This window comes from Rheinheimera gaetbuli (genome assembly GCF_054781935.1).
Map to the genome: position 1 here is coordinate 145776 of NZ_BAAGTL010000008.1, position 21591 is coordinate 167366.

General features: G+C 49.7%; 24 protein-coding genes. 12 read left to right on the plus strand and 12 right to left on the minus strand.

Translation table 11 applies throughout. The features are described from left to right. Positions 1-171: 171 nt before the first annotated feature. The 8 genes from ACYVIC_RS07560 to ACYVIC_RS07595 all read right to left on the minus strand — a co-directional run bounded on the left by ACYVIC_RS07560 (position 172) and on the right by ACYVIC_RS07595 (position 7826). Positions 172-1497, minus strand: a complete 1326-nt coding sequence (locus ACYVIC_RS07560) for a HipA domain-containing protein (protein WP_460858722.1) — start codon at positions 1495-1497, stop codon at positions 172-174. Beyond that, on the minus strand, positions 1484-1753 hold the full coding sequence (locus ACYVIC_RS07565; protein ID WP_460858725.1) for a helix-turn-helix domain-containing protein: 270 nt from the start codon (positions 1751-1753) through the stop codon (positions 1484-1486). The genes ACYVIC_RS07560 and ACYVIC_RS07565 overlap by 14 nt, the downstream gene beginning before the upstream one ends. 213 nt (positions 1754-1966) lie before the next feature. After that, positions 1967-2290: a YceK/YidQ family lipoprotein gene (locus ACYVIC_RS07570; RefSeq protein WP_460858726.1), complete on the minus strand. Its 324-nt coding sequence runs from the start codon at positions 2288-2290 to the stop codon at positions 1967-1969. Between the two features lie 84 nt (positions 2291-2374). Then, positions 2375-2689 (minus strand): nucleotidyltransferase family protein, encoded by a 315-nt coding sequence (locus tag ACYVIC_RS07575; protein ID WP_460858728.1) that lies wholly within the window; start codon positions 2687-2689, stop codon positions 2375-2377. Positions 2690-2704: 15 nt separating this feature from the next. Next, on the minus strand, positions 2705-2917 hold the full coding sequence (locus ACYVIC_RS07580; RefSeq protein WP_460858730.1) for a nucleotidyltransferase substrate binding protein: 213 nt from the start codon (positions 2915-2917) through the stop codon (positions 2705-2707). A 33-nt stretch (positions 2918-2950) separates the two neighbouring features. After that, positions 2951-3643, minus strand: coding sequence for a hypothetical protein (locus ACYVIC_RS07585; protein ID WP_460858732.1), 693 nt, complete (start codon positions 3641-3643; stop codon positions 2951-2953). 102 nt (positions 3644-3745) lie between these two features. Further along, positions 3746-6970 carry a M1 family aminopeptidase gene (locus ACYVIC_RS07590; protein WP_460858734.1) on the minus strand — a complete coding sequence of 1075 codons (3225 nt, stop codon included), beginning with the start codon at positions 6968-6970 and terminating at the stop codon, positions 3746-3748. Next, positions 6957-7826 carry an ABC transporter ATP-binding protein gene (locus ACYVIC_RS07595; RefSeq protein ID WP_460858736.1) on the minus strand — a complete coding sequence of 290 codons (870 nt, stop codon included), beginning with the start codon at positions 7824-7826 and terminating at the stop codon, positions 6957-6959. The genes ACYVIC_RS07590 and ACYVIC_RS07595 overlap by 14 nt, the downstream gene beginning before the upstream one ends. 219 nt (positions 7827-8045) lie before the next feature. On the opposite strand from ACYVIC_RS07595, the gene ACYVIC_RS07600 reads away from it, so the two are divergent. The 4 genes from ACYVIC_RS07600 to ACYVIC_RS07615 all read left to right on the plus strand — a co-directional run bounded on the left by ACYVIC_RS07600 (position 8046) and on the right by ACYVIC_RS07615 (position 11948). After that, a complete protein-coding gene (locus tag ACYVIC_RS07600) occupies positions 8046-9572 on the plus strand; it encodes a sensor histidine kinase (RefSeq protein WP_460858738.1) in 1527 nt (508 codons plus the stop codon). Then, positions 9566-10243 carry a LytR/AlgR family response regulator transcription factor gene (locus tag ACYVIC_RS07605; protein WP_460858740.1) on the plus strand — a complete coding sequence of 226 codons (678 nt, stop codon included), beginning with the start codon at positions 9566-9568 and terminating at the stop codon, positions 10241-10243. Before ACYVIC_RS07600 ends, ACYVIC_RS07605 begins: the two co-directional genes overlap by 7 nt. Before the next feature lie 151 nt (positions 10244-10394). After that, positions 10395-11234 carry a LytR/AlgR family response regulator transcription factor gene (locus ACYVIC_RS07610; protein WP_460858742.1) on the plus strand — a complete coding sequence of 280 codons (840 nt, stop codon included), beginning with the start codon at positions 10395-10397 and terminating at the stop codon, positions 11232-11234. Positions 11235-11324: 90 nt separating this feature from the next. Next, on the plus strand, positions 11325-11948 hold the full coding sequence (locus ACYVIC_RS07615; protein WP_460858744.1) for a DUF2799 domain-containing protein: 624 nt from the start codon (positions 11325-11327) through the stop codon (positions 11946-11948). A 40-nt stretch (positions 11949-11988) separates the two neighbouring features. On the opposite strand, the gene ACYVIC_RS07620 is transcribed toward ACYVIC_RS07615, so the two are convergent. Together ACYVIC_RS07620 and ACYVIC_RS07625 are read right to left on the minus strand one after the other, a co-directional pair. After that, positions 11989-12786, minus strand: coding sequence for a substrate-binding periplasmic protein (locus ACYVIC_RS07620; RefSeq protein WP_460858745.1), 798 nt, complete (start codon positions 12784-12786; stop codon positions 11989-11991). Between the two features lie 106 nt (positions 12787-12892). Continuing rightward, complete coding sequence (locus ACYVIC_RS07625; RefSeq protein WP_460858747.1) at positions 12893-13732, minus strand: hypothetical protein; 840 nt, start codon at positions 13730-13732, stop codon at positions 12893-12895. 176 nt (positions 13733-13908) lie between these two features. On the opposite strand from ACYVIC_RS07625, the gene ACYVIC_RS07630 reads away from it, so the two are divergent. The 4 genes from ACYVIC_RS07630 (at position 13909) to ACYVIC_RS07645 (ending at position 15685) form a co-directional block, all read left to right on the plus strand. Next, on the plus strand, positions 13909-14127 hold the full coding sequence (locus ACYVIC_RS07630; RefSeq protein WP_460858748.1) for a DUF4177 domain-containing protein: 219 nt from the start codon (positions 13909-13911) through the stop codon (positions 14125-14127). Between the two features lies 1 nt (position 14128). Continuing rightward, on the plus strand, positions 14129-14377 hold the full coding sequence (gene yidD, locus ACYVIC_RS07635; RefSeq protein WP_460858750.1) for a membrane protein insertion efficiency factor YidD: 249 nt from the start codon (positions 14129-14131) through the stop codon (positions 14375-14377). After that, a complete protein-coding gene (locus ACYVIC_RS07640; RefSeq protein WP_460858751.1) occupies positions 14361-14750 on the plus strand; it encodes a TM2 domain-containing protein in 390 nt (129 codons plus the stop codon). The genes yidD and ACYVIC_RS07640 overlap by 17 nt, the downstream gene beginning before the upstream one ends. A gap of 71 nt (positions 14751-14821) precedes the next feature. After that, positions 14822-15685, plus strand: a complete 864-nt coding sequence (locus tag ACYVIC_RS07645) for a hypothetical protein (protein WP_460858752.1) — start codon at positions 14822-14824, stop codon at positions 15683-15685. Position 15686: 1 nt separating this feature from the next. Here ACYVIC_RS07645 and ACYVIC_RS07650 read toward each other — a convergent pair whose 3' ends face one another. Beyond that, on the minus strand, positions 15687-16538 hold the full coding sequence (locus tag ACYVIC_RS07650) for a PA4780 family RIO1-like protein kinase (protein ID WP_460858754.1): 852 nt from the start codon (positions 16536-16538) through the stop codon (positions 15687-15689). A gap of 245 nt (positions 16539-16783) precedes the next feature. On the opposite strand from ACYVIC_RS07650, the gene ACYVIC_RS07655 reads away from it, so the two are divergent. Further along, complete coding sequence (locus ACYVIC_RS07655) at positions 16784-18427, plus strand: S41 family peptidase (protein WP_460858755.1); 1644 nt, start codon at positions 16784-16786, stop codon at positions 18425-18427. A gap of 61 nt (positions 18428-18488) precedes the next feature. On the opposite strand, the gene ACYVIC_RS07660 is transcribed toward ACYVIC_RS07655, so the two are convergent. Continuing rightward, positions 18489-18881, minus strand: a complete 393-nt coding sequence (locus tag ACYVIC_RS07660; RefSeq protein ID WP_460858757.1) for an MAPEG family protein — start codon at positions 18879-18881, stop codon at positions 18489-18491. A gap of 108 nt (positions 18882-18989) precedes the next feature. Between ACYVIC_RS07660 and ACYVIC_RS07665 the strand changes: the two genes are divergently transcribed. The 3 genes from ACYVIC_RS07665 (at position 18990) to ACYVIC_RS07675 (ending at position 21425) form a co-directional block, all read left to right on the plus strand. Continuing rightward, positions 18990-19802: a polysaccharide deacetylase family protein gene (locus ACYVIC_RS07665; RefSeq protein WP_460858759.1), complete on the plus strand. Its 813-nt coding sequence runs from the start codon at positions 18990-18992 to the stop codon at positions 19800-19802. 22 nt (positions 19803-19824) lie between these two features. Then, positions 19825-20385: an Lcl C-terminal domain-containing protein gene (locus ACYVIC_RS07670; RefSeq protein ID WP_460858760.1), complete on the plus strand. Its 561-nt coding sequence runs from the start codon at positions 19825-19827 to the stop codon at positions 20383-20385. Positions 20386-20690: 305 nt separating this feature from the next. Continuing rightward, positions 20691-21425, plus strand: a complete 735-nt coding sequence (locus ACYVIC_RS07675) for a substrate-binding periplasmic protein (protein WP_460858762.1) — start codon at positions 20691-20693, stop codon at positions 21423-21425. Positions 21426-21591 lie beyond the last annotated feature (166 nt).

Here is a 21591-nt window from a genome sequence, read left to right on the forward strand (position 1 = left end):
GAGTTTTTGCCCTTCAATTACCTGCAGAAGCTGCGCTGACATGCAGCCATTCATTGTCGCTGAGTTGCAACCCTGCTGGTTTGGCCACAGGCCTGGCGCTCTGTTAACTCTGTCGCCACAAGCTGCATGATCAGCATCGCTACCGCGTTGTTAGGGCCATTGTATTGCTGACTAAAAAGCCGACCGTAAAACAGCGTTAAACTGGCGGCTTTGTTGTAAAAAGTATTCACAGCGTTGCAAAGTGAGCAGGGTTAAGTTTTTTATATGAGCTTGCTGTTCTGCAGTAAGTTGGTCTGTACTAAAATCCAGCCGGTTGGCCTGATTCTGGCAGCGTATAGCCAGTGAATCCAGACGACGCTTAATCAGTGCCGGTTTGAGGCCAACCTCGTCTGCAAATGTCAGTAAGTCGTATGCGGTGATAGTATTGATATCGAAGTTGTCGCCAACTGCCATGGCCAAATTAGTGTTAAGTTGAGGGTGTTGTTGCGCTTCATGCAGTATGGAAACTAAATCATAAAAGGGGCTAAGGCTAATGCCGTTGCGGCCAACAAAAAAGCTGATGTTTTTACCGTGAGCATCACTGTTGCCAATAACTAGATTAAACAGTAACCAGTCGAGCATTTTTTGGATGGTTAGCAATGGCACAGCAGTAAGACGGGCAAATGAAATGAGCTTACTCAGACTTACGCCATCTCTGATATTGGCAACGTCGCGATCATCGCCAAACTGGCGTTCGTACTTATACTCAGGAGGCAAATCTAATGCCTGGCAAGCATCAATCATATGGTGTTTGCTGACGCCATTTTCAGTACGTTTGCGGTCAAATCGGGTAACCAGCAAAGCGTGGTGACCACCAAAATGCCGTTGTTGCACTTCGGCCACATCAATGCCAACTGCTGCAGCCAGCCGCATGCAAAACAACTCATTCACGACGATACTGCGATAGTTGGCAGCAGAGAATTTTACAATATGCGTGCTGGAGTAGTTGCCGTCGGCCAGCGATAGCTGCTGGTTTTCATCAACATATACGTTTAGCTTGTTTTGCACACCGGCAACGGATAGCCGGAACTTACCGTCCCAGTACACCAGCTGACTCGTGTCCTGGCTGCTCAGGCGCTCAGCCAGTTCGGCGTCCGTAATTGGCCGAAGTTTGCTGACGGCATCTGCAGGCTGGCGGTTATGAAACGATAGCGCGCCGGCGGTTTCAGCCCCAATGGCTTTAAGTATGGCAAGCACATTATCTTTGGATAACCGCTCGTAACTTAGCAAACTACTTAAAGCATCGCCTTCAGGGAGCAGGTTTTTCAGGAAGTTGATCAAAGTTTCAGATGATACTGTTTGCTGAAAATTTATATGTGGCGAAATGGCAAAGCCTTGCGCTAACCAGCTGGCTGCATAATGAAATTGGCATTTGCCTGGCGACATGAATGCCAGCTCACCAACCAGACTGGAATTGGCATAGACGTTTAGTTTGGGCTGGTTATCAGAGCCAGTCATTATTGTCTTCCACTGCTTTTACCTGTAGTTCTATGCCCCATAACGTCAACACGGTAAATAAATTTTCTGCCCGAACATTACCCGCGCCTTTTTCAATATTCTGATATGTCTGTTTGGATAGTCCAAATAAGAGTGCAGCGTCAGCAATAGAAACACCCAGAGAAGTGCGTTTATATCGCACTAACTCACTTAGCGACGCCAGTGTTACTGGCTGTTGTATATTCGGTTTATCAGTTGGCATAACCCGCTTCGCCATAAATCCCACCTTGATAGCTGCAATAAGCATTGTCGCTGTGATCTGCATATTAATCCTAAATAGTTAGGATTAATAGCGGTAACATTATAGGTTAGACATATAATCCTATTAAAATAGGGCTATATGAAAAATACAACAAATACGAATTAAAATCCTACAGTAGTAGGATTTTAATTGCTAAGCAGGAAGGATAAAATCTGCAGTAATGCAGGTTTAATTTACGTCAATACTGCCATGTTTACCTTGCGTGTAAAGGGTGTAAGGCAAGGCCACTGTATCGGCAACTAAGGAAAAGCCGCCGTCGATAATAAAAAACGGCACATTATTAAAACTGTCGCCAAGGTTTGTCGTCCGGCTTGGCTCACCGTGCAGCTTGCATAAGTTGTAAGAAAAACCGCTGTAAATGCGCGGGATGCTTTGGCAGTAGCTGCGCTTGCCGTGATGCTCAATATTTACATGGCTGGTACTTGGCGGTAGCGTTTTTACTGTAGCGCAGGCTGTCAGGCTCATTGTTATGGTAGCTAAAAGCAATTTCATTATTGGGTGTCCCGGCGGTGAAATTCTTAGGAAGTTTAAATTGTTGTTTTAGTAAAGTAAATTTCTATGTGTTTTGGCGCGGGTTCATGTGGTTGGTAATAGCAGATTTTGCCCTGCAATTACCTGCTGAAATCGTTCTGAAGTTGTCGCCCAGTCAACTAAATCGACTTTCCATGGCAGGTCTGACTCGCTAAAGGCTTCTGCTACTTCGGCCAACAATGCCAAAGGCAAAGGTGTATCACTGATAATGGCTAAATCTAGATCCGAGTAGGCTTTGGCATGGCCTTTTACCCGTGAGCCAAAGGCCCAAATTTCATACTGCGGCAGGTAGCGCTGCAAAATGGCGCTGACCTGCTGCCATTCGTTATCGCTGATCTGTAAACCCTCTGGTTTAACCACGGGCCAGGCGCTCTGTTAACTGTGTAGCCAGAAATCAAACTGATCTGGCGAGGCAGAACTCTGTTCAAGGTAGCGTTTTAGCATTTTTTGGCTGATTTCATAGGTAAATTCAAACCGTTGCACCAAGCCATCCCGAATTTGAATATCGCTGATATCTTGCTGATAACGCTGCCAACCCTCTTGCAAGAGGGCAATCGCATTAAGTAACGGGCGGATATCTAATGACATGGTAATCCTGTAAGCGGTAAAGCAGTTTGCCGCTTAACTTAACGCAGAGCCGGTGCGCTTGCCAGTGTCACTACCTAGCAACACCAAGCCCAACCAGGTAAACCAAATTAGCTGGGTGATACCAAAAGCATCTTTCAGATACGGCACAGTATGCAATACGGTGAGAATGCCTAAGCTGCCGACTAGCAGCCCCAATAGATGCAGCGCTTTGGCAAAACGCTGTTGTTGCAAGCCGGCAATGCTAAGCAGCAATACCCAGAGCCCGCCTACCAGCTCAATGCCGCCACCCAATGCATTGGTAAGCAGGTTGCCGGTATTATAAAGCGCCAGCGCCTGTTCGGTGCTGGTGTCGAGCAGGCGTAACGTCATATCCATGCTAATTAACGCCACCATGCCCGATGCCAGCATCAGCACCAGCCAGACATTGCCAAAGCGCTCGGCTAAAGCCGCTATAGCCGACTGGTTTTGTGGTATTGCCTGGCGCAATGCTTGTAGCAAGATGGCCAACAGCACACCAAACAGCAGATAACCAATGCCCCAGCCGATGGCGACCAAGCTATATTCCTGCTGCAAGTAAAACTGCAGCCGGCCCAGGCTGTCCAGCCCCGCTGGTGCGGCTAACAGGCCAAAGAAAATCACTGCCACACTGATATAGCAAAGCGCCATGCCTATGGCAGCAATGCCACCGGCACGGATAAGAGTTTGATTAAAGGCTTGTACTGGCATAAACATCCCGTCGCTTAGTTACCCGTTAAACTAGCTTTAGCATAACCTGTTGTTTGAGGCAGCAAAGTGTCTATTTGTATCAAGGTGTGATTGGCGTGATGATTAGTCCTCTTGATTGCTCTGTATCAACACGTTCAAATCAGTACCTAACAGTAGATCATCAATCAGCTGCCGCTGCCCCGGCGCAGCTGCTTGCAGGGCGCGGACAAAATCCATTGAGGTGGCCGGTGTGTTAGGGTAAGCATGTTGCTGCCACAGCTGACGTAGCGCCTGACAGATAAGCTCATCGCCCAGCTGCTGACGCAAGATGGCAAACACCAGCGTCGCGCGTGAGTAAAGATCATGGTTTGCGCTAGCATCAACCAGCGCTGACGTGTGCTCGGTGTTGCGCCGAACGGCCAGCGCAAATCGCTCGCGTTCATAGTCTACCAACGCTTGCATTGCTGCGCTGCCATAGCGCTGCTCTATCAAAACCAGCTCAATATATTTTGCTAGCGACTCGACTAAAAAGGCGCTGTCGGCCAGAACGCCGTTGCCAATATCGTGTCCAAACCATTGATGAGCGGTTTCGTGCACGGCACGGCGGTAGCGCTGGTCAAAGCCGGCATCTGCTGAGGGTTCAGCGCGAAAGCCGACCCGGTGATTGATCATAATCAGCTGTGGCAGTGCGTAGCCGGTTGCGCCCATATCCGGCATCGCCAGCAAACTGAGCGCTGCGCCGCGATAGGGCGCAATATGCTGCGTCATCCAGTCCAGCGTGTCCTGCATTGCCTGCATATTCAGCTCAGCGGCAGCGTTAATTCGCGGACTGTACAGCGTAAGGCGGGTAGCGCCGTGTTGCCGGCTCAACGTCTGGCCAGAAATAGAGTACCAGGCCAGAGCGTTGCGGATGGGCCCGCGGGTGCGGTACTCGGCATATTGCCGGCCATGCTGTTGCCACTGCCTTAACAGCTCGCCTTGCGTTAGCGGGGTTTGACTGCTGTCGGTTGATACCACTGAATGCAGGCTGACCCATTTGTATTCTGCTATTGCCGCCGGATGCGCAGATCCGCTGCGTTGTGCAGTGGCAAATAACTGTGACGGTTTAGCCAGCTCCAGTGGCGCCAGAGCATATTGCTGGCGCAGCTCGGGGTTTCGCAACTGGTACTCAGTCTGAAAGCCAAGTGTTGGCAATAGCGGCACACCACGCAGATAACTAAAAGACGGTTTAACCAGCTGTGGTAACTGTGCTGGCCAGTAGCCGGGTTGTTTAAACCTTAGTTTACTCTGCATTTGCACTGTGCCGCCGGGTGCCAGTGGCTGTGTTAACGTCAGGACGTATTGGCCAAGTTGTTTATCTGCTTCAATACTATGCGGCACAGACAGTTGAAGCCCGTTAATAGCGGCAGCCGAGTAATTGCCGACCAGCAATTTGCTAACTGGCTCAGCAGTACGATTTTGCAACCTGTAGTCCAGTGCAAAAACTGCCTCGCCCTGTTGCGGATAAATATCCACCTGCGCATCAATATGGCTGATTGTGGGTTGGGCCAGCGTTGCCCAGTTGGCATAGCGTTGTTCGTAATCTGCCCTCCACTTTGCCCGCAAGTCGGCGCTGATCAGTGGCCGCTCGGCGCTGATATTCAGGTGTAAATGCACGCCGCTAAATATTGCCAGTGCCAACAGCGCACTGCTGCTCAGGTTTAGTGTCCAGCGTTTGGCGTTGGTAAAGCTGCCACTGCGGTGCGACCAACGCGCCGCCAGCCATAGCAAGCTTATGGTTAGTAGTAGCCAAAAGGTCATAAAGGGCCAGAATACCGACTGGCTTTGTTCAAAGCCCCAGAACGCATCGGCCGCTTGCAGCGGTGAGCCGGCGATGTTCCACAACGGATGGCGTAAACCTAATTTGCTGCTAAGCGGGGTAAATTTCAGCAGCAAGATAGCAACACAGCCGGCCGTAGCCGTTAACGGCGCGCGGCAAATGGCATGCAACACGCTAAACAGTGCGCCCAGCAAGGCTAATGACAGCGCGACCTGGCCGAGCAGCTCAGGGTACAGGCTGAGGTTAATTTCGCTGTTGGCCAGCCATTCAGCCGTCAGGCACGCCAGGGCGCTTAGCAGCATGAGCAACAGGATCAACGCGGTTAAGGCCAGCACATTGCCAACCAGCAGTATGCCTGAGCGTACCGGTGCAGCGGCAATTAACTCGGCCATGCCGCTAAAGCGGTTACGCCAGTTAAGCTGGTAGCTCCAGAGCAAAGTTAACAGGCTGCCAACAAACGGCAGTATGTCCCAGGCAATACGGTTAAGTGCATCCTGGCTGGTGGCCTCTAGCGCCGCCAGTGGCTCGGCATAGTTAATACCAGACAGCACTTCACTGCCCAGCAGTAAGGTCCAACCCAGCAGGATCAATTGGTTCAGACGCTGTTTGAGTAGAGTGACAACAGCGGTGCGCGTTAGCTGCCACAATTGTCGTGCGGAGGAAGGCTGCGGCGTTAGGGCCCGATAAGATGGCTGTGGTGCCAGCGTATAGTCACTGTGGTCTGACAGCGGTTTGACACTATGCTGATAGGGTTTTAGCCGTAAGCTGAGATAAAACAGCCCGGCTGCCAGCAAGCAGTAACACAGCCGGTTTAGATAAAAAATGCTGTCGCCGTAAAGTTGTGGCGGATTGTGTTGATACAGAGCTATCAGCGCAGTATTGCCAAATGGGTCCAATAGACGCATAACATTAAACAGTATATCGCTGCTAATAGTGCTGCTGGCCAACATGGGGGCGCCGTTCATGCTGGCCAAAACCAGATACACCAGCCACAGACTGGCAAATACGGCGTATAGCATCACATTGCTGGAAAAACGCTGCGTCAAGCAGGTCGCCAGCGTAGCATAAAAGGCGCAAGCCGGCAGGGCCATTAAGGCAAAGTCCCACAGCCCCAGCAGCAACAACGAGGACTGAAAACCAAACTGCAGGCTCAACTGGCAATAGATGACAATAAAGCCTGTCAGCATTAAACCGGCACAGAGCAAAAACAAGCTACCGGCTCTGGCCAGCAAGCGCTGAGCCAGCGGAACAGGTGTGCTGTGGATAAGCTCGGTCATGTTGTGGTTGTGATCGCGCAGCAACACCACAGGTGCCAGCGCGCCGCACAGTAAAGGCAGGTAGAACATCAGCAATGTCATATGTAGCGCTTGCAGCCGTTTATCTGCAATGGTGTCGATGCCGGCAATGCCGCTGGCAAAAATATACGCCGCTAATGGCAACAGTATTAACGCCAGCCATAGCAGCGGTTGGCGCTGCAGATAACGCCATTCGTTTTTTACAAGACCAGCTAGCAGTTTAAGCAGCAACATCGGTAACCGCCTTATTTTGCAGTTCAAAAAAATAGCGGTCTTGCAAAGTGGCCGCTACCGGCACCGCCGCAGCGCAGGGTGGTTGCTGGCTTAACAGCCGGTATGTCGGGACACCAAAGCGGTAGCTTTCGCTGAGTAGGGTACTGCTGTCGTCCGGGCGCAGCGGGCTTTGCCAGACCTGGCCTTGCAGCAGCGCCAGCAGGTTGGATACGGCACCGCTTTGAACAATCTCGCCCTGATTAATCAGCGCGACAAAAGGGCACAAATTTTCGATGTCTTCGACAATATGCGTCGACAGCAAAATAAGCTTGTCGCGGCTGATATTTACCAGCAGTGCGTGCAAACGCTCGCGCTCGGCCGGATCCAGCCCGGCGGTGGGTTCATCCAGGATCAATAACTTAGGATTGCCCAGCAGGGCCTGGGCAATACCAAAGCGCTGGCGCATACCGCCGGAAAAGCTGGCGACCTGTTTCTTCGCCACGGCGCTAAGGTTGGTCAGTTGCAGCAGAGTTTCGATCTGTTGCTGTTGCTCGGCTTTATTATGAATGCCTTTTAATACCGCCATATGCTGCAGTAATGCCATGCAGCTCATATGCGGATAGACACCGAAGTGCTGAGGCAGGTAACCCAGTTGCTGGCGCAAATTATCTGGTTGTTGTAGTACATCCAGATCGGCAAATTGTATCTGGCCGCTATCGGGTTTTTGTAGCGTAGCCAGGGTGCGCATTAGTGTTGATTTACCGGCGCCATTGGGGCCCAATAAGCCGACCATACCAGCGGGTAACTGCAGGTTGATGTCCTGTAAGGCTCGGGTGCCATCGGCGTAGGTAACAGAGAGTTGGTTAATTGTCAGCATAAGTGTGTCCTGTAATAAATTCAGCCCAGCCTAGGCACTGCAGCAGTAGGCAACAAGTCAGCGATGACGAAGTAGCGGATTAACATGACAAAACTGACTAAGGGCGGAATGTGGCAGGCAAATTTACTTTCGTCAGTAAAAACGCTAACTTCGTCATTCACTGACTGACACTTGTGTCCTGTTGCGCCACGCTATGCAAAAATCTGGCAGGAAAACCCCATGCTTAACCCGGCTGTGGCCAAAGCTAAACAAACACTTAATACGGTCGCCGATAACCAACTGGCGTTGATGGCGGCGCTGCTGCTGGAGGCGACTATCCGGCATTTTTCCCTGCATAGTCAAAGTGCAGCGGAGTTTTTACGCATCGTGCTGCAATTGCTGGTTGAAAGCTCGCCGCTGCTGCTGGCGCATTATTGTGCCGCGCGTGTCGCTGCCCGCACTAGCGTACAGCGGCGGCGTTTGGGGGCGGGCCTTATCTGGGCTGCTGGTTTTGTACTGTACCCGTTATGCTTGTTCTGGCTGGCAGAGCAGTGGCAAGCTTACGCTGCCTGGACTTTGTTCTCTGTGCAGGGCTGGCTATTGTTACTGCTGGCAAGTAGTGGTTATGGCCTTAGCCGGTGGTTGTCGCAGCGCAATGCCAGTGCACGTTTTCAACTGATCTCCCGTTTGTTTTCCCTAAATTCGGTGTTGCTGCTGCTGATGACAGCATGGGCGGTTGTTTGGGCCGGTATCTTTGCGTCTACTGATGACCCGGTGCGCAATCAACCGTTACAGGCGGTGATCAATAGCAAAACCATTGTTGCCAACTATGATTTTTTTCTCGCCTATCTGTGGCAGTTTCTGCTTATCGGTAGCTCGGTGTTATTGCTGTACTGGGTAAACCGGTATTGGCTTATCCGCAAATTATTAGCGCAAAACGGTGTCTTTGCTTATGTCTCAGGTTGTCTTGTCAGTATTATTGTCCTGACGCCGCTGCTGGGCTCGGTAGTACTGAGCCTGCCGATGAATATCGCCGAATTTACCTTCCTGCCATCACAGGATCATAATATTTTTGCGGCGGATAATTTTCGCTTTTGTTTTGTTGTGTTGCTGCTAAGTGCGCCGGTCATTCTGGCGTTTGAACGTCAGCAACAAGAAAAAGCCCTGGCTGAAGTGGCGCAGCGCCAAAGCCAGACTGAGCTGCAACTGTTGCAGCAACAGATTAATCCGCATTTTTTATTTAATACGTTGAATAACTTATATGCCCTGACGCTGGCAGGCTCTGCGCAGGCGCCAACACTGGTGCTGCAATTGGCCAACCTGCTGCGTTATACGGTATACGAAGGGCAGCAGCCACGGGTTAGCCTGGCGCAGGAAATTCAGTATCTGCAGGATTTTCTCGCGCTGCAGGCCATTCGCAGTGCTGATAAATGCCAGCTCGACGTTGTCTGGCCAACGCAGGCAGAACAATGGCAGATCGCGCCGTTATTGCTGATCACTGTGCTTGAAAATGCTGTTAAACATGGCGTGGAGCCAAGCCAGTCGCGTTGTAGCATCGAGCTGAGCATCAGCGTGGAACAGGGCGTGCTGCATATGCGCTGTGTTAACAGCGTGCCAGAGGCAGCCGGGCAGCGCCCGCCGGGTATCGGGCTGGATAATCTGCGCCGGCGGCTTAACCTGTTGTATAGCGGCAAACACCGTTTTAGCGCACTGCAACAAGCGGGCTTATGGTGTGCCGAGTTAACGCTGGAGCTGGAGCCTTGTTAAAGACGCTAATCATTGATGATGAGCCACTGGCGCATCAGGTCATTAAGCATCACCTGCAAGGCTGTGACGATGTTGCGGTGCTGGCCAGCTGCTACAACGCCACTGAAGCGCTGCGCTATCTGGCACAGCAGCAAGTGGATTTATTACTGCTGGATATTAATATGCCGGCGCTGACTGGCATTGAGCTGCTGCGGGTGCTGCAAAACCGGCCAGCGGTGATTATTATCAGTGCCTATAAAGAGTATGCGCTGGAAGGTTTTGAACTGGATGTGGTGGATTATCTGTTAAAGCCGGTTAGTGCTGAACGGTTATTTGCGGCTCTTAACAAAGTGCGGCGGCGCCTGGCGGCTGTGAAACCAGCAACAGAGCCATATATCATGCTGAAAGTCGACCGGGGAAAACGTAAGTTCCTGCTCAGTGACATTAGCTTACTGGAAGCCTACGGTAACTATGTAAAAGTATGGCAGGGCCAACAAATGACATTGGTTAGCAGCACCTTAAAGCGGCTACTGCAGCAACTACCCGCCCAGCAGTTTGTGCAGGTGCATAAATCCTTTGTGGTAAACAAAGACAAGATTGTCGCCGTTGAGCAAGAGCAACTTCGGCTTGATGCTAACGAGCCGGTTAAACTGGGTAAATTATATAGGCAGCAGTTAATCGGTTTGCTGTAACGGCCTGCGTTTTCAGTTGCGTGATAGTGCGCTGCTGCACTAGCATGCGGTAGCGCAGAATGGCCGGATGGCAGTAATCAGGGATAACAGGTGGATGGGTGTTACAAGCGATAGTATAACCAGGCTATTGGAACGGTTTGACCGGCGGCCCGTGCTTTACAGCTATCTGCTGCTGGCGCTGTATTTTTTTATTAATGCTGCCATTAACGCCAGCTCGGTGTGGATGGAACACAGCCGTGACGGCAGCAGCACCCTGCAGTTGTGGGAGCCAATAGTGTGGGAATACAGCAGCGCTATTAGCACCTTGTTGCTTTTCCCGCTGCTATTTTGGTGGTTTAACCGTTATCCGTTGCAACTGACGAATGTAAAGCGTCAGCTGCTGGCGCATCTACTGGGTAGTTTGTTTTTCTCTATATTGCATGTCGGCCTGATGGTGGCGATGCGCGAGCTGGTTTATCACTGGCAAGGCGGCAATTATAACTTTGGCCCGCTGTTGCGCGAGTTTTTCTACGAATACCGCAAAGATGCCTGGAGTTATTTGTCATTTGTAATCGGTTATCAGCTGGTGCTGTTTTTCTACAGCCGGATAAAAGGTGAAGCACATCAGCTCGACAGCGCCGAAGATAGCGGCACTATGCCACTGGCCAAGGCGCCGGAGCACTTCTTGGTAAAGAAACTGGATAAAGAGTTTTTGATCCGCACCGATGATATTGAGTGGCTGGAAGCCAGCGGCAATTACGTTAATTTGCACAGTAAAGGCCGCATTTATCCGCTGCGTGCTACGTTAAACAATACATTGCTGCAATTAAGTAGCAAAGGCTTTAGCCGTATACACCGTAGCCTGGCGGTAAATCATTATGCTATTGACAGCATCAGCTATGACAGTAGCGGTGATGGTGATATTTTACTAAAAAGCGGGCAGCAGCTTGCGTTATCGCGCCGTTATAAAGACGCATTCAGGGCGGCATTGCAGCCGGTGTCAGCTGATTAGTATGGCCATTACTGTGTTATGCCGCATTAAAGCAATCTTAACCAACGGTCTTAGGTAATGATTAATAAAGACAATAACATTAGGATGTTTATGATAAACAAAAAATGGACGCTGGTGCTTGCCGCTGGGCTACTGAGCGGTTGCGCCAGTATGAATAAATCGGAATGTGTAAATGCCGACTGGCGTACCATCGGCTTTGAAGATGGTGCCAGCGGTAAAGCGGAAACGGCGATAAGCAGCTACCGGCAGGACTGCGCCGATCATGGCGTGGCACCGGATCTTAATGCTTACAGGCTGGGACACCGCGAAGGTGCAGAGCGCTTTTGCACCAGCCGCAATGGCTTTGTTGTCGGTAAGCGCGGCACCAACTATCAGGACAGTTGCCCGGCGACGTTAGAAGCCGATTTTCTTAGAGGCTATCGCGACGGTAAAGTACTATATGATTTGCAACGGGAACTTAACCAGGCAAACGCAGTAGTGGATAAACAGCAACGCCTGCTCTCCCGGCTGGAAAAGGATATCGTCGTAAAAACGGAGTTATTGGTTGAAGATGGCCTGGTTAAAGAAGAACGTATTCAATTGCTAAATGATATTGAAGCACTAAAGCTGCAATTGCTGGATATTGCAGACCAACTACCGTCCTTGCAGCGGGATGTACGTCGTGCTGAACAACACTATCATCAGGCACAGCTAAACTTCGCCCACTATCAATAAAAATGCTGCCACTAAGCTGACGGGGCCTGGCCGGGTGAACCTACTGATAACCACCTTGCGCCAGGCGATCAAAGTAGCTTTGATAGCGTCCGCTGTGTTTAAACTGTTGCAAATGTAGATTGAACAGTGCCAGTAGCTTAGCACTGTCGGGCGAATTGTGTGGTAACAACAAAAAACTCTGGTTTACTAACAGTGGTTTAGGGTGGTGGCTGATAGCGTCAGCCAGCTCTGGCAACTGATGGTTCAGTGTGTGATAACCAACACTGATCTCTTCAGCAAATACATCGATGCGCCCGGCAGCCAGCCTGCGGAAATTCTGCTCCGTGCTGCCAACGCGCGACATTTTAAACACCCTGTTGTTTAATGCTTCATCAAACGCCGGGCCGTAGCTGTAACCCAACCCACCGCCCAGTAACATGCCGCGTAAGTCAGTAAGTTGCTGCCACTCAAACCGACGTTGTTTCAGGTGAAACAACACAAATTGTTCGCTTAACACCGGTTCGCTGTAGAGGAAGTCTTTTGTTCTGTCTTCGGCCAGCATCCACACCGCAGTAGCGGCATATTTGCCATTGGCAGTGTCATGATAAGCCCGTGCCCAGGGCAAAAAACTAAAGCTGACCTGGTAACCAGCTTGTGCAAAAATATCGCGGATTAAATGCGCCACAACGCCCTGATGTGGCAACGATTCACTAAGAAATGGCGGCCATTCACCTGCACTGATCTGTAATTCTGTTAAGTGTGTATGCTCCGCGCTCTGCGTTGTGGCGGCCAGGCAAGTGAAATGTGACAACAGCACGGCGAATAACAACATATGACGAACTGCGCGGGCTAAGCTCATCGGCTGAATTCCGGCATCGTTGCAGTGGTACTCAATATGGCCGCTCCTCTGTTAAATCTGGCGTTGTATAGTATTACCTTAGCGATGACTGCTTGCACAGTAGGTTTTAAGGTACAGGTGTTAATGCTTGCAGCCAGAGTTGCAGGGCTAACGGCCGGTTCGGCGCCAAGATGCCTTGTAGTACCAACTGCTGATAATCTGCTTGTTTGCTTTTTGCCACTATAGCTTGATTAAGTAAGTTGACAACGCGCTGACCGCGCTCGCCTTTAGAGCAGGCAAAGTACACCAGGTTAACAGGCTCGGCTTCGAGCAGCGGATAAAAGCGCAAGGTTGTATCAGTACGTAACGCCATTTTATGATATTCCAACGTTGCATCTATAAAGCCGCGTTGTAGCATAGGTATCATACTGCCTGTTTCGCGGCTGGCTGCTGTGCGGGTATAGATAGACCAATTAGTCTGGCGTTGTAACAGCAGTTGGTCCAATGCTTCACCATAGCTGCGGTTAAGCTCTATACCAATTACCGGGCCAGGTTTAAGGCTTAACAAATGCACCAGCGATATCTGCTGACTTTGCTGCATTAAATTTTCCAGTATAGGGTGCCATTTAGACTCTGCTGTTAACACCAATCGCAGGGCATCTTCTACCATGTAGGGTAAACTGAATAAAAAATCCGCTTCACGCTCGACGGTTTTCTTTAGCCACGGCATGCAGGCATTATCGGCAACTTTTACCCACTCGCGCGCGCGGTTGCGGCTGATATCCTCAATGGTGTAGCTGCCTGGATAGGCTGCTAGCACTTGGCGCAGAATGTTAGTTTCATTGCCGGCCTGCGTTGGTGCACTAAGCAAGGCTACGGCGTCGACAATAATAACCGACTCGGCTTTTGCAGCATTAACGAAGCCGAGTAGCAATACACAGCAACAGAAAAAATAAGGCGGCATCATATAACCAGCACTGCATTAGTACGCGGGCAAAAACAGGTTATGTCAGTATAGGCAGGCTTTCTGCATTTAGGCAGTAAATACCAGTGAGATCATATATTGCCATTATGGTTAAAAAACAGTAATTTTATCAGTAACATCTGCAAAATTCTGCTGATGTATTATTAAGGATTAACAACATGACACCAGCATATAAAGAATACAAAGTTATCCATATTGCCGAGGGTGGTTGTGGCACAATTTTTCTGGGGGCTTCAGGTCTGCCACTGAAAAAAATTGAAGCGGAACTCAATGCCCAAGCGGCTCAGGGCTGGCAGGTGGTATTTCAGTTAATTGAACAAAAACGTTTCTGGTTATTCTGGAGCCGTGAAGCGATGATTGTGACTTTGGGCCGTTAAGGTGGCAAAGCGTCTGCTGCTATGGCTGATCCGCCGTTACCGCACTACAGGTGGTGGCATGCGCTGGTTTGGTATTGACTGTAACTTCGAACCCAGTTGCTCGGCCTATACCTATACCGCAATTGAACGCTTTGGTGCCAGGCGGGGGGTTAGGTTGGGGGTTAACCGCATTCGGCGTTGCTGCCACCGCGACAGTTTTTGTAAATGCATAGATCCAGTACCGGAGGTAAGTGATGTTACAACAGGCTGAAGTGGATGCCGAAGAAGAACGCTTGCGTCAGCAAGCCGCAGACTTACCCGATTTTCAGCGTCAGGCGTTTTATCAGGTGCTGAAGCAGCGCTTAAAAGACCCCGATACCTACGCCACGCTAAATTGGTGTTTCTTTGCCGGGTTACATCATTTTTATTTGGGCCAATGGCTGCGCGGGCTGTTTAATCTGATGGTATCCATTGTTGGCGTCGGTATGCTGTTTACACACGTCTGGCTATTGGGGCTGGCATTATTACTCGGCATAGCACTGATAGAGTTTTATCAGTTGTTACGCTCGCAAATTATTATTCAGCATTGGAACAACCGTATTATGCGTGAGTTACTCGATAGCGGTGATTATCTGCCGGGCTAATGTGAATATGTATTTACTGTAAAGTATTTGCAGGGGTAGTATCTGCCATTATTAGCTTAAGGAGACTCTGTGTGAAAAAACTGGCAGCGTTATTATTGTGCAGCGGCAGCGTGTTAGCCAACCCTACACAACAGCAACAAATAGACATGATGTTGACGATGATGGAAAGCTCTGGAACTTTAACGCGGTTGGCGCAGTGTCTCGACTTGTCAAAAGCAAAACTCACTGAGGCCTTGCGAAACACCTATACGGCTTGTGGTCTGGCTGATATGTACAGTGAATCAGCCAATACGGTGTTTGAAGCCTGCCTGGAGAGTAAGATCCCATCATTTAGTGGCGTGCCGGCTGCACGCTGGCAAGAATGCGGTGAGCAAGAAGATGAACAGCAAGACCCTGTTCTGGCTCAGCTGGATGCGTTATACGAACGCATTGGTGAGCGTGAACCCACCGCAGCAGAACAACAGCAAATTGAACAGCTACTGGAGCAAATGCAGCAGCGCGGCATGGCTGAGATGGAAATGATGGTAGATGGCATTATTGCCGGAAGCCAGGGCAGCGAGCATTTGATTACATTACCACTATATCCGCAGGCGCAAATTCTGGTAAATATACCTGCTCAGGCCGAAATTGAGCTGGGCGAGCAGGCTTATGCTATGTTGCCGGGGGCGTCTTTTGTTACGACAGACAGCCCGCAGCAAGTGTTGCAATATTACCGACAACAATTACCTGATTACAAAGTGCATCGATCATCGCTGGCCCAGGCCGATGAAGTAGCCCTGATGCAGCACCTGCCAGCCGGATTTGATTACGTAAAAGATATGGGGCGGGCCTTTAGTATTCCGCATATTTACATTCAGCCGGCATCAGCAGCCGGGCAGAAGCGTTTACCCGGCGCAAAAACACTGTTTTTTATTTATTACCCGCCAGCATCTTAGTTTAGTCGTCTTGCTCAGAAGCGCGCGCTTTGCGCTCTTCTGCTTCAGCAAAGGCGGCTTTTATCTGCTCTAATACCGAGTCGACATCAGCAGCCGTGTTATCGGCAATAAATTCACCTGTTAGCTCAACATCAGCTGTTAACTCTCCGGCTTCGTACAGTGCCCAAATTTCTTCAGCGTAGTGTGTATTGAGCAATGCGGGCGCGTACTGGCCATAATAATCACGCATATTATTTACATCGCGGACAAACATCCATTTGGCATTATTATTGGCTGCGGCATCAACAGCTTGTGGCAGGTCAATTACTACCGGGCCATGGTCATCTACCAGCACGTTAAATTCAGATAAATCGCCATGTACTAAGCCTTCGCACAACATAATCACAATGTATTGCAACATAGTCGCGTGGTCGGCTATGGCTAAATCGGCATCCATTGCTACATCGGCTAAGCGTGGCGCCACCATGCCTTCGTCGTCACACACCAGCTCCATCAGCAGTACGCCATCGTAACAGCCATAAGGCTGTGGCACCCGCACACCGGCCTTGGCCAGTTTAAATAAGGCATCTACCTCAGCATTTTGCCAGCTTTCTTCTTGCTGCGCGCGGCCAAATTTAGAGCCTTTCTCAATTGCCCGGGCGCGGCGCGAACTGCGTACTTTACGGCCTTCCTGGTACAGCACCGCCTGTTTAAAGCTGCGTTTATCGGCTTCTTTGTATACCTTGGCGCAGCGAATATCCTCGCCGCAGCGCACTATATACACTGACGCTTCTTTGCCGCTCATCAGCGGGCGTATAACTTCATCCACCAGGCCTTCATCGACCAGAGGCTGGATACGTTTTGGTATTTTCATTGCGCCGTTATACCTTAGTTAGCGATGCTTAGAAATAGCTGGCTATTGCCGCTGGCGGAAATAATTTTATGTGGCGGTTTGCCAGGCAGAAAAATAACGTAATTTTACATTTATTGTTTTGCGGTTATTGTTATTCAATAAATATTGCGATGAAGTTTACATTTTGCTACATTGCCGAGCCTATTTTAATATCAAAATATTTACTGCAGTGCGCTGCATTGTAACAAAAAGTAATGAGGAAGATTATGTTTTACTTCAATAATTTATTTAAAGTATCACTGTTGGCGGCGGCTGTGGTACTGGCAGGTTGTGGCGGCGGAGGTAGCAGCAGTGCCGGAAGTAATACCGGCAATGGCGGTTCAGGCACGGGTGGTGGTACCGGCGGAAGTGGCAGTAATACGGTAACAACCTATACTGCTGGGGTATATCCGCCAGAAGCGCAGTTAGAAAACTTCTGCGCTGCGCCACGCAGCGGCATTGACCCTTATACCAACCGACCATACCCTGATAAAGCCGGTAGCGCTCAGTACGAGAAAATGTGGCTGCGCAGTTGGAGCAACCGTACTTACCTGTGGTACAGCGAGTTACCAGACGTGAACCCGGCTGGCTATGGGGTGCAGCAGTACTTTGGGTTACTAAAAACTGACCAAACTACAGACTCGGGTGCGGCTAAAGATCAGTTTCATTTCGCGCAAGATACAGCTGAGTACCAACAGGAAACTAAGGGTGGTGTGGTATCTGGTTATGGTATTAAATGGCAGTTTGGCTCGGTAACCCCGCCACGCCAGTTAACCGTAACCTATATTGAGCCAGAATCACCGGCGGCAGAGGCCGGTGTGCGCCGTGGCGACAGCCTGAAATTTATCGATGGTGTCGATTTTATAAATGACAACACCCAGGCTGGCGTAGCGGCGCTAAATGCCGGTTTATTTCCGGCTGACGCAGGCGAGCCGCATCAGTTTGTGTTCGAGCGTGTTGGTGGTGCCAGCCAAACGTTTAACCTGGTATCGGCAGATGTTAGCACCAGCCCGGTGCAAAATGTACAGGTACTGGACAATGGCGGCAGCAAGGTAGGCTATTTGCAGTTTAACAGCCATATTGCTAACGCCCAGCCACAGCTGATTGCCGCGGTAGAGCAATTTGCTGAGCAAAATGTTGCAGATCTGATCGTTGATTTACGCTACAACGGTGGCGGCCTGCTGGCGCTGGCAGCGCAGTTTGGCTATATGGTGGCCGGCGATAATATTATTCAGGGACGCTATTTTGAGAAAACCCAGTTTAATGACAAGTATCCAACCACCGATGCGGTTACAGGTAGACCATTAACACCGATGCCGTTTTATAGCGTAGAGATCGATTATGCTCAGGGTGGCCTGACAACAAATAACTTACCAAGCCTGGGCTTAAGCCGGGTATTCGTTTTAACCTCTGACAGTACCTGCTCTGCCAGCGAGGCCTTTATCAATGGCTTGCGCGGTATCGATGTAGAAGTAATTCAGATTGGCGGCCAAACCTGTGGAAAGCCGTACGGTTTTTACCCCACCGACAACTGCGGTACTACTTATTTTACCGTACAGTTTAGTGGTATTAATGCTAAAGGCTTTGGTGATTACGCCGACGGCTTTACGCCAAAAGCAGCGCCGGTATTTGCTGCAGACGTTAAAGGCTGCCCGGCCGCCGATGATTTTACCAAGCCTTTAGGTGATACCAATGAAGGTATGCTGAAAACTGCGCTGTACTATGCGACCAACAACAGCTGCCCACAAACCGCAGCTGCAGTGGCGGTAAGCACGAAGCAGCCTAACACCGGTGGCCTGGCGATTAAACAGCCGGATACCAGAATGCGCAGCTTTATTTTGGAAAACAAAATTAACCAGCCCATCCGTTAACGGCAGAGCCGGCTTTGGCTGGCGCAATCACCACTCAAGCCCGTGCAATGCATGGGCTTTTTTATAACAATATTTTACTGATATAAAGCAGCAGAATAGCGATGGCCGATAACAGCAGTACGCTAAAGGTAAGCAGCATACCAAACACGCGGAATTTCAGCTGCTCTTGTATCTGTTGCACGCCAAAAGCATGGCTTAACCGGCCAATTAACAACAATACACCTAAGATATGCAGGTATAACGGTACCAGCCCGCTGTACTCGGCTAAAAACATTAGCAATAGTGCAAAGGGTACATACTCGGCAAAATTGCCGTGCACCCGTATTGCCCGTTCCAGTGCCATTTCGCCGTTGCTGCCAATGCCAACCTGAAACTGCCGTCGCCTGGCGATAACTTTAATACTTAATAGCACAAACATTAGCCCGAGCAGGGCGGCATATAAAGCGGTTATCATGTTAAATCCTTGTCGAAGGTTTATAAGAGTTTAATTCACTTCAGCATAACGTTTGGTGCAGCAACAGGCTATAGGTTATGGTAAGTTTTGGCGGCAATGGAGCAGTTTATGAAGTGTGTCTATCTGGTGGTGTGTTTTTGTCTGCTTGCAGACGCGATGGCAGCAGCATCTTTTCGCTGGCCGCATGGTGCTAAAGCCGCCGTTAGCCTGGCCTATGACGATACGCTGGCCTCGCAGTTAGACGTTGCTATTCCGGCACTCAATGCGCAGGGGTTTAAAGCCAGTTTTTACCTGCAATTGTCCAGCCCGCTGTTAACGGCGCGTTTAACTGACTGGCGCGTCGCTGCGGCGCAGGGGCATGAGCTGGGTAACCATACGCTGTTTCATCAATGCTCGGCCTCCAAACCAGGCCGCGAATGGGTAGCGGCAGAAAATAACTTAGATACCATTAGCGCTGCGCAGCTGGTGCAACAAATTCGGCTAGCCAGCAGTATGTTATTTGCCATCGACGGCCAAACTGAGCGCACCTTTACCGCCCCTTGTGGTGATGAATTAGCCGGCGGCCAACCATACTTACCGCTAATTTATAACGATTTTGTGGCGATAAAAGCAAAAACTGGGCCGATCATCACAGATATGGCAAAGCTGGGGCTGCATTCCGTAGACGTAATAGCCCCGGTGGGCAGCAGCGGCGCAGAGTTAATCGCCTCGGTTAAGCAGGCGGCGCAGTATGGCACTATGGTTAACTTTACCTTTCATGGTATTGGCGGCGATCATTTAACTGTATCTGCAGAGGCCCATGCCGAATTACTGGCCTATCTGGCGGCAAACCGCGATATTTACTGGACGGATACCTTTATCAATATAATGCGTTATGTCAAAACGCAGCGACAAGATGCGCTTATGCCTCTGCAACCATAGTTTTAAAAAAGGATCTTTATTAATGATATTTAAGAGACAAAATATTGCTTTAGTAACCACTGCGACACTGCTGAGTTTGTTGGGTGTGTCACCGGCGCAGGCCAATACGTTAATTAATGGTCGTTATGTCGATAATAACGATGGCACCCTCACTGATACTGTTACCAAACTTACCTGGCAACGTTGCAGTCTGGGGCAAACTTGGCAGGGTTCGGCGTGTAACGGCAATGCCGCCAGATACCGGGGAGAGCAAGCATTAGAACTGTCCAAAGAAGGTTGGCGCCTTCCATCGATAGCAGAGCTGGATACCTTGGTACAGTGTAAAGGAGGCCGCCAGCCAGACAAGCGGGCTGAAGACGAATATATTAACGACACCAATGCTCAGTGCCAGGGTGAACCTGAACAGCCTACTATAAATGCAGAAGCCTTTCCTGCCACAGCTAAAGATTGGTATTGGTCTGCAACATCACATGAAGAATCTACCGGTAGTGCCTGGCGTGTTAGCTTTGAAAACGGCAGTGTTTACTATGACAATAAAGTTTACAGCCTGGGAAGAGTAAGGTTGGTGCGTTCCGGCCAGTAAGGCATCTAGCCGCCTTAGCACGCCAGGGTCGGCGTTATATAACGCATCGCCATCCGGGATAGTTCTGGCTGTAATTGGATCTGAACCTTAGCGTTTTAGTGTTGACTGCAGCACAGTGGCGCAAAACTTTACGCCACTGCAAACACTTGCTGGATACGACGAGTTATAACATGGAATGCGGGGGTAAATTCGTGAGGAGCTCTCAGGTTCTGATCCTGATAATTTTGGACAAGATATCCAGACATTTTTGCTCACTGCGGTGATGGAGCCTATGCTTTAAGAAAGTGCAACTTAAGAGCAGTAGAATGAAATATCTGATTTGTAGCTTGATGTTATGGTGCTCGGCGATGTCAAATGCTAACCAGATCATGTTTTATACCGAGCATATGCCTCCATACAGCTACCAAGCCGAAGATCAGGTAGAGGGTATTAATGCCGAATTGATGCGAAGGCTGTGTCATCGCTTGCAGTTGCAGTGTGACATTGTATTGTTGCCCTGGCGCCGAGCCTTCGACAATGCCCGCCAGCAGCAACTTAGTGGTGTATTTTCAACTGCCCGAAGTCAGCAGCGTGAACAACTTTTTCGCTGGGTTGGGCCAATTGCATCTGACTGGGGCTATGTGTTTCGACTTAAAGGCCGCACAGAGGTAAATCCCGATAATTTAGAGCAAGCAAAACGTTTTAAGTTAGCTGTCGCTCGTGGTGATGTTTACGAAAGTTATTTTCGCAAACATGGCTTTGAGTTTGGACAAAATATGCTGGATTTCGCCAATAAATCTGAACCAGTTCCATTGTTTTTAGCCGGTAAAATTGACTTACTGGTCGGGTCAAAGCGTTCTTTGCGTAATTGGATGTTGGAACATCAGCAACCGGCTGACACAGCCGAAGCGTTATTTATGCTGGAAGACGTAGGTGATAACTATCTTGCCTTAAATGCTAATTTTCCGGCCGAGCTCGCTGTGAAAATGCAGCAGGAACTTGATCTGATGCATAAGCAAGGCATCATTGACCAGTTGGTCCGTCAATATACTAATGAATAAACCCTAAACCAGGTACCACCGCAATCGACCTAATGCCATTCGCCCCGCCTGTTCCTATAACAATTATTTAATGTAAAGTTTTCTATTTGCATACGTATTCATTTTGCGCTTTGTCATATTCCCGACAATAACTGGCGATGCCGTTTTGTTTTGTCTTTGGTTTTGC

What these genes read in the sequence shown, in the direction of transcription:
- ACYVIC_RS07650 (WP_460858754.1), bottom strand. Translation starts at nt 16,538, where the DNA reads ATGAAAATACCAAAACGTATCCAGCCTCTGGTCGATGAAGGCCTGGTG.
- ACYVIC_RS07660 (WP_460858757.1), bottom strand. Translation starts at nt 18,881, where the DNA reads ATGATAACCGCTTTATATGCCGCCCTGCTCGGGCTAATGTTTGTGCTA.
- ACYVIC_RS07595 (WP_460858736.1), bottom strand. Translation starts at nt 7,826, where the DNA reads ATGCTGACAATTAACCAACTCTCTGTTACCTACGCCGATGGCACCCGA.
- ACYVIC_RS07570 (WP_460858726.1), bottom strand. Translation starts at nt 2,290, where the DNA reads ATGAAATTGCTTTTAGCTACCATAACAATGAGCCTGACAGCCTGCGCT.
- ACYVIC_RS07630 (WP_460858748.1), top strand. Translation starts at nt 13,909, where the DNA reads ATGACACCAGCATATAAAGAATACAAAGTTATCCATATTGCCGAGGGT.
- ACYVIC_RS07655 (WP_460858755.1), top strand. Translation starts at nt 16,784, where the DNA reads ATGTTTTACTTCAATAATTTATTTAAAGTATCACTGTTGGCGGCGGCT.
- ACYVIC_RS07580 (WP_460858730.1), bottom strand. Translation starts at nt 2,917, where the DNA reads ATGTCATTAGATATCCGCCCGTTACTTAATGCGATTGCCCTCTTGCAA.
- ACYVIC_RS07600 (WP_460858738.1), top strand. Translation starts at nt 8,046, where the DNA reads ATGCTTAACCCGGCTGTGGCCAAAGCTAAACAAACACTTAATACGGTC.
- ACYVIC_RS07665 (WP_460858759.1), top strand. Translation starts at nt 18,990, where the DNA reads ATGAAGTGTGTCTATCTGGTGGTGTGTTTTTGTCTGCTTGCAGACGCG.
- ACYVIC_RS07640 (WP_460858751.1), top strand. Translation starts at nt 14,361, where the DNA reads ATGTTACAACAGGCTGAAGTGGATGCCGAAGAAGAACGCTTGCGTCAG.
- ACYVIC_RS07670 (WP_460858760.1), top strand. Translation starts at nt 19,825, where the DNA reads ATGATATTTAAGAGACAAAATATTGCTTTAGTAACCACTGCGACACTG.
- ACYVIC_RS07625 (WP_460858747.1), bottom strand. Translation starts at nt 13,732, where the DNA reads ATGATGCCGCCTTATTTTTTCTGTTGCTGTGTATTGCTACTCGGCTTC.
- ACYVIC_RS07585 (WP_460858732.1), bottom strand. Translation starts at nt 3,643, where the DNA reads ATGCCAGTACAAGCCTTTAATCAAACTCTTATCCGTGCCGGTGGCATT.
- ACYVIC_RS07560 (WP_460858722.1), bottom strand. Translation starts at nt 1,497, where the DNA reads ATGACTGGCTCTGATAACCAGCCCAAACTAAACGTCTATGCCAATTCC.
- ACYVIC_RS07590 (WP_460858734.1), bottom strand. Translation starts at nt 6,970, where the DNA reads ATGTTGCTGCTTAAACTGCTAGCTGGTCTTGTAAAAAACGAATGGCGT.
- ACYVIC_RS07620 (WP_460858745.1), bottom strand. Translation starts at nt 12,786, where the DNA reads ATGAGCTTAGCCCGCGCAGTTCGTCATATGTTGTTATTCGCCGTGCTG.
- ACYVIC_RS07615 (WP_460858744.1), top strand. Translation starts at nt 11,325, where the DNA reads ATGATAAACAAAAAATGGACGCTGGTGCTTGCCGCTGGGCTACTGAGC.
- ACYVIC_RS07675 (WP_460858762.1), top strand. Translation starts at nt 20,691, where the DNA reads ATGAAATATCTGATTTGTAGCTTGATGTTATGGTGCTCGGCGATGTCA.
- ACYVIC_RS07565 (WP_460858725.1), bottom strand. Translation starts at nt 1,753, where the DNA reads ATGGCGAAGCGGGTTATGCCAACTGATAAACCGAATATACAACAGCCA.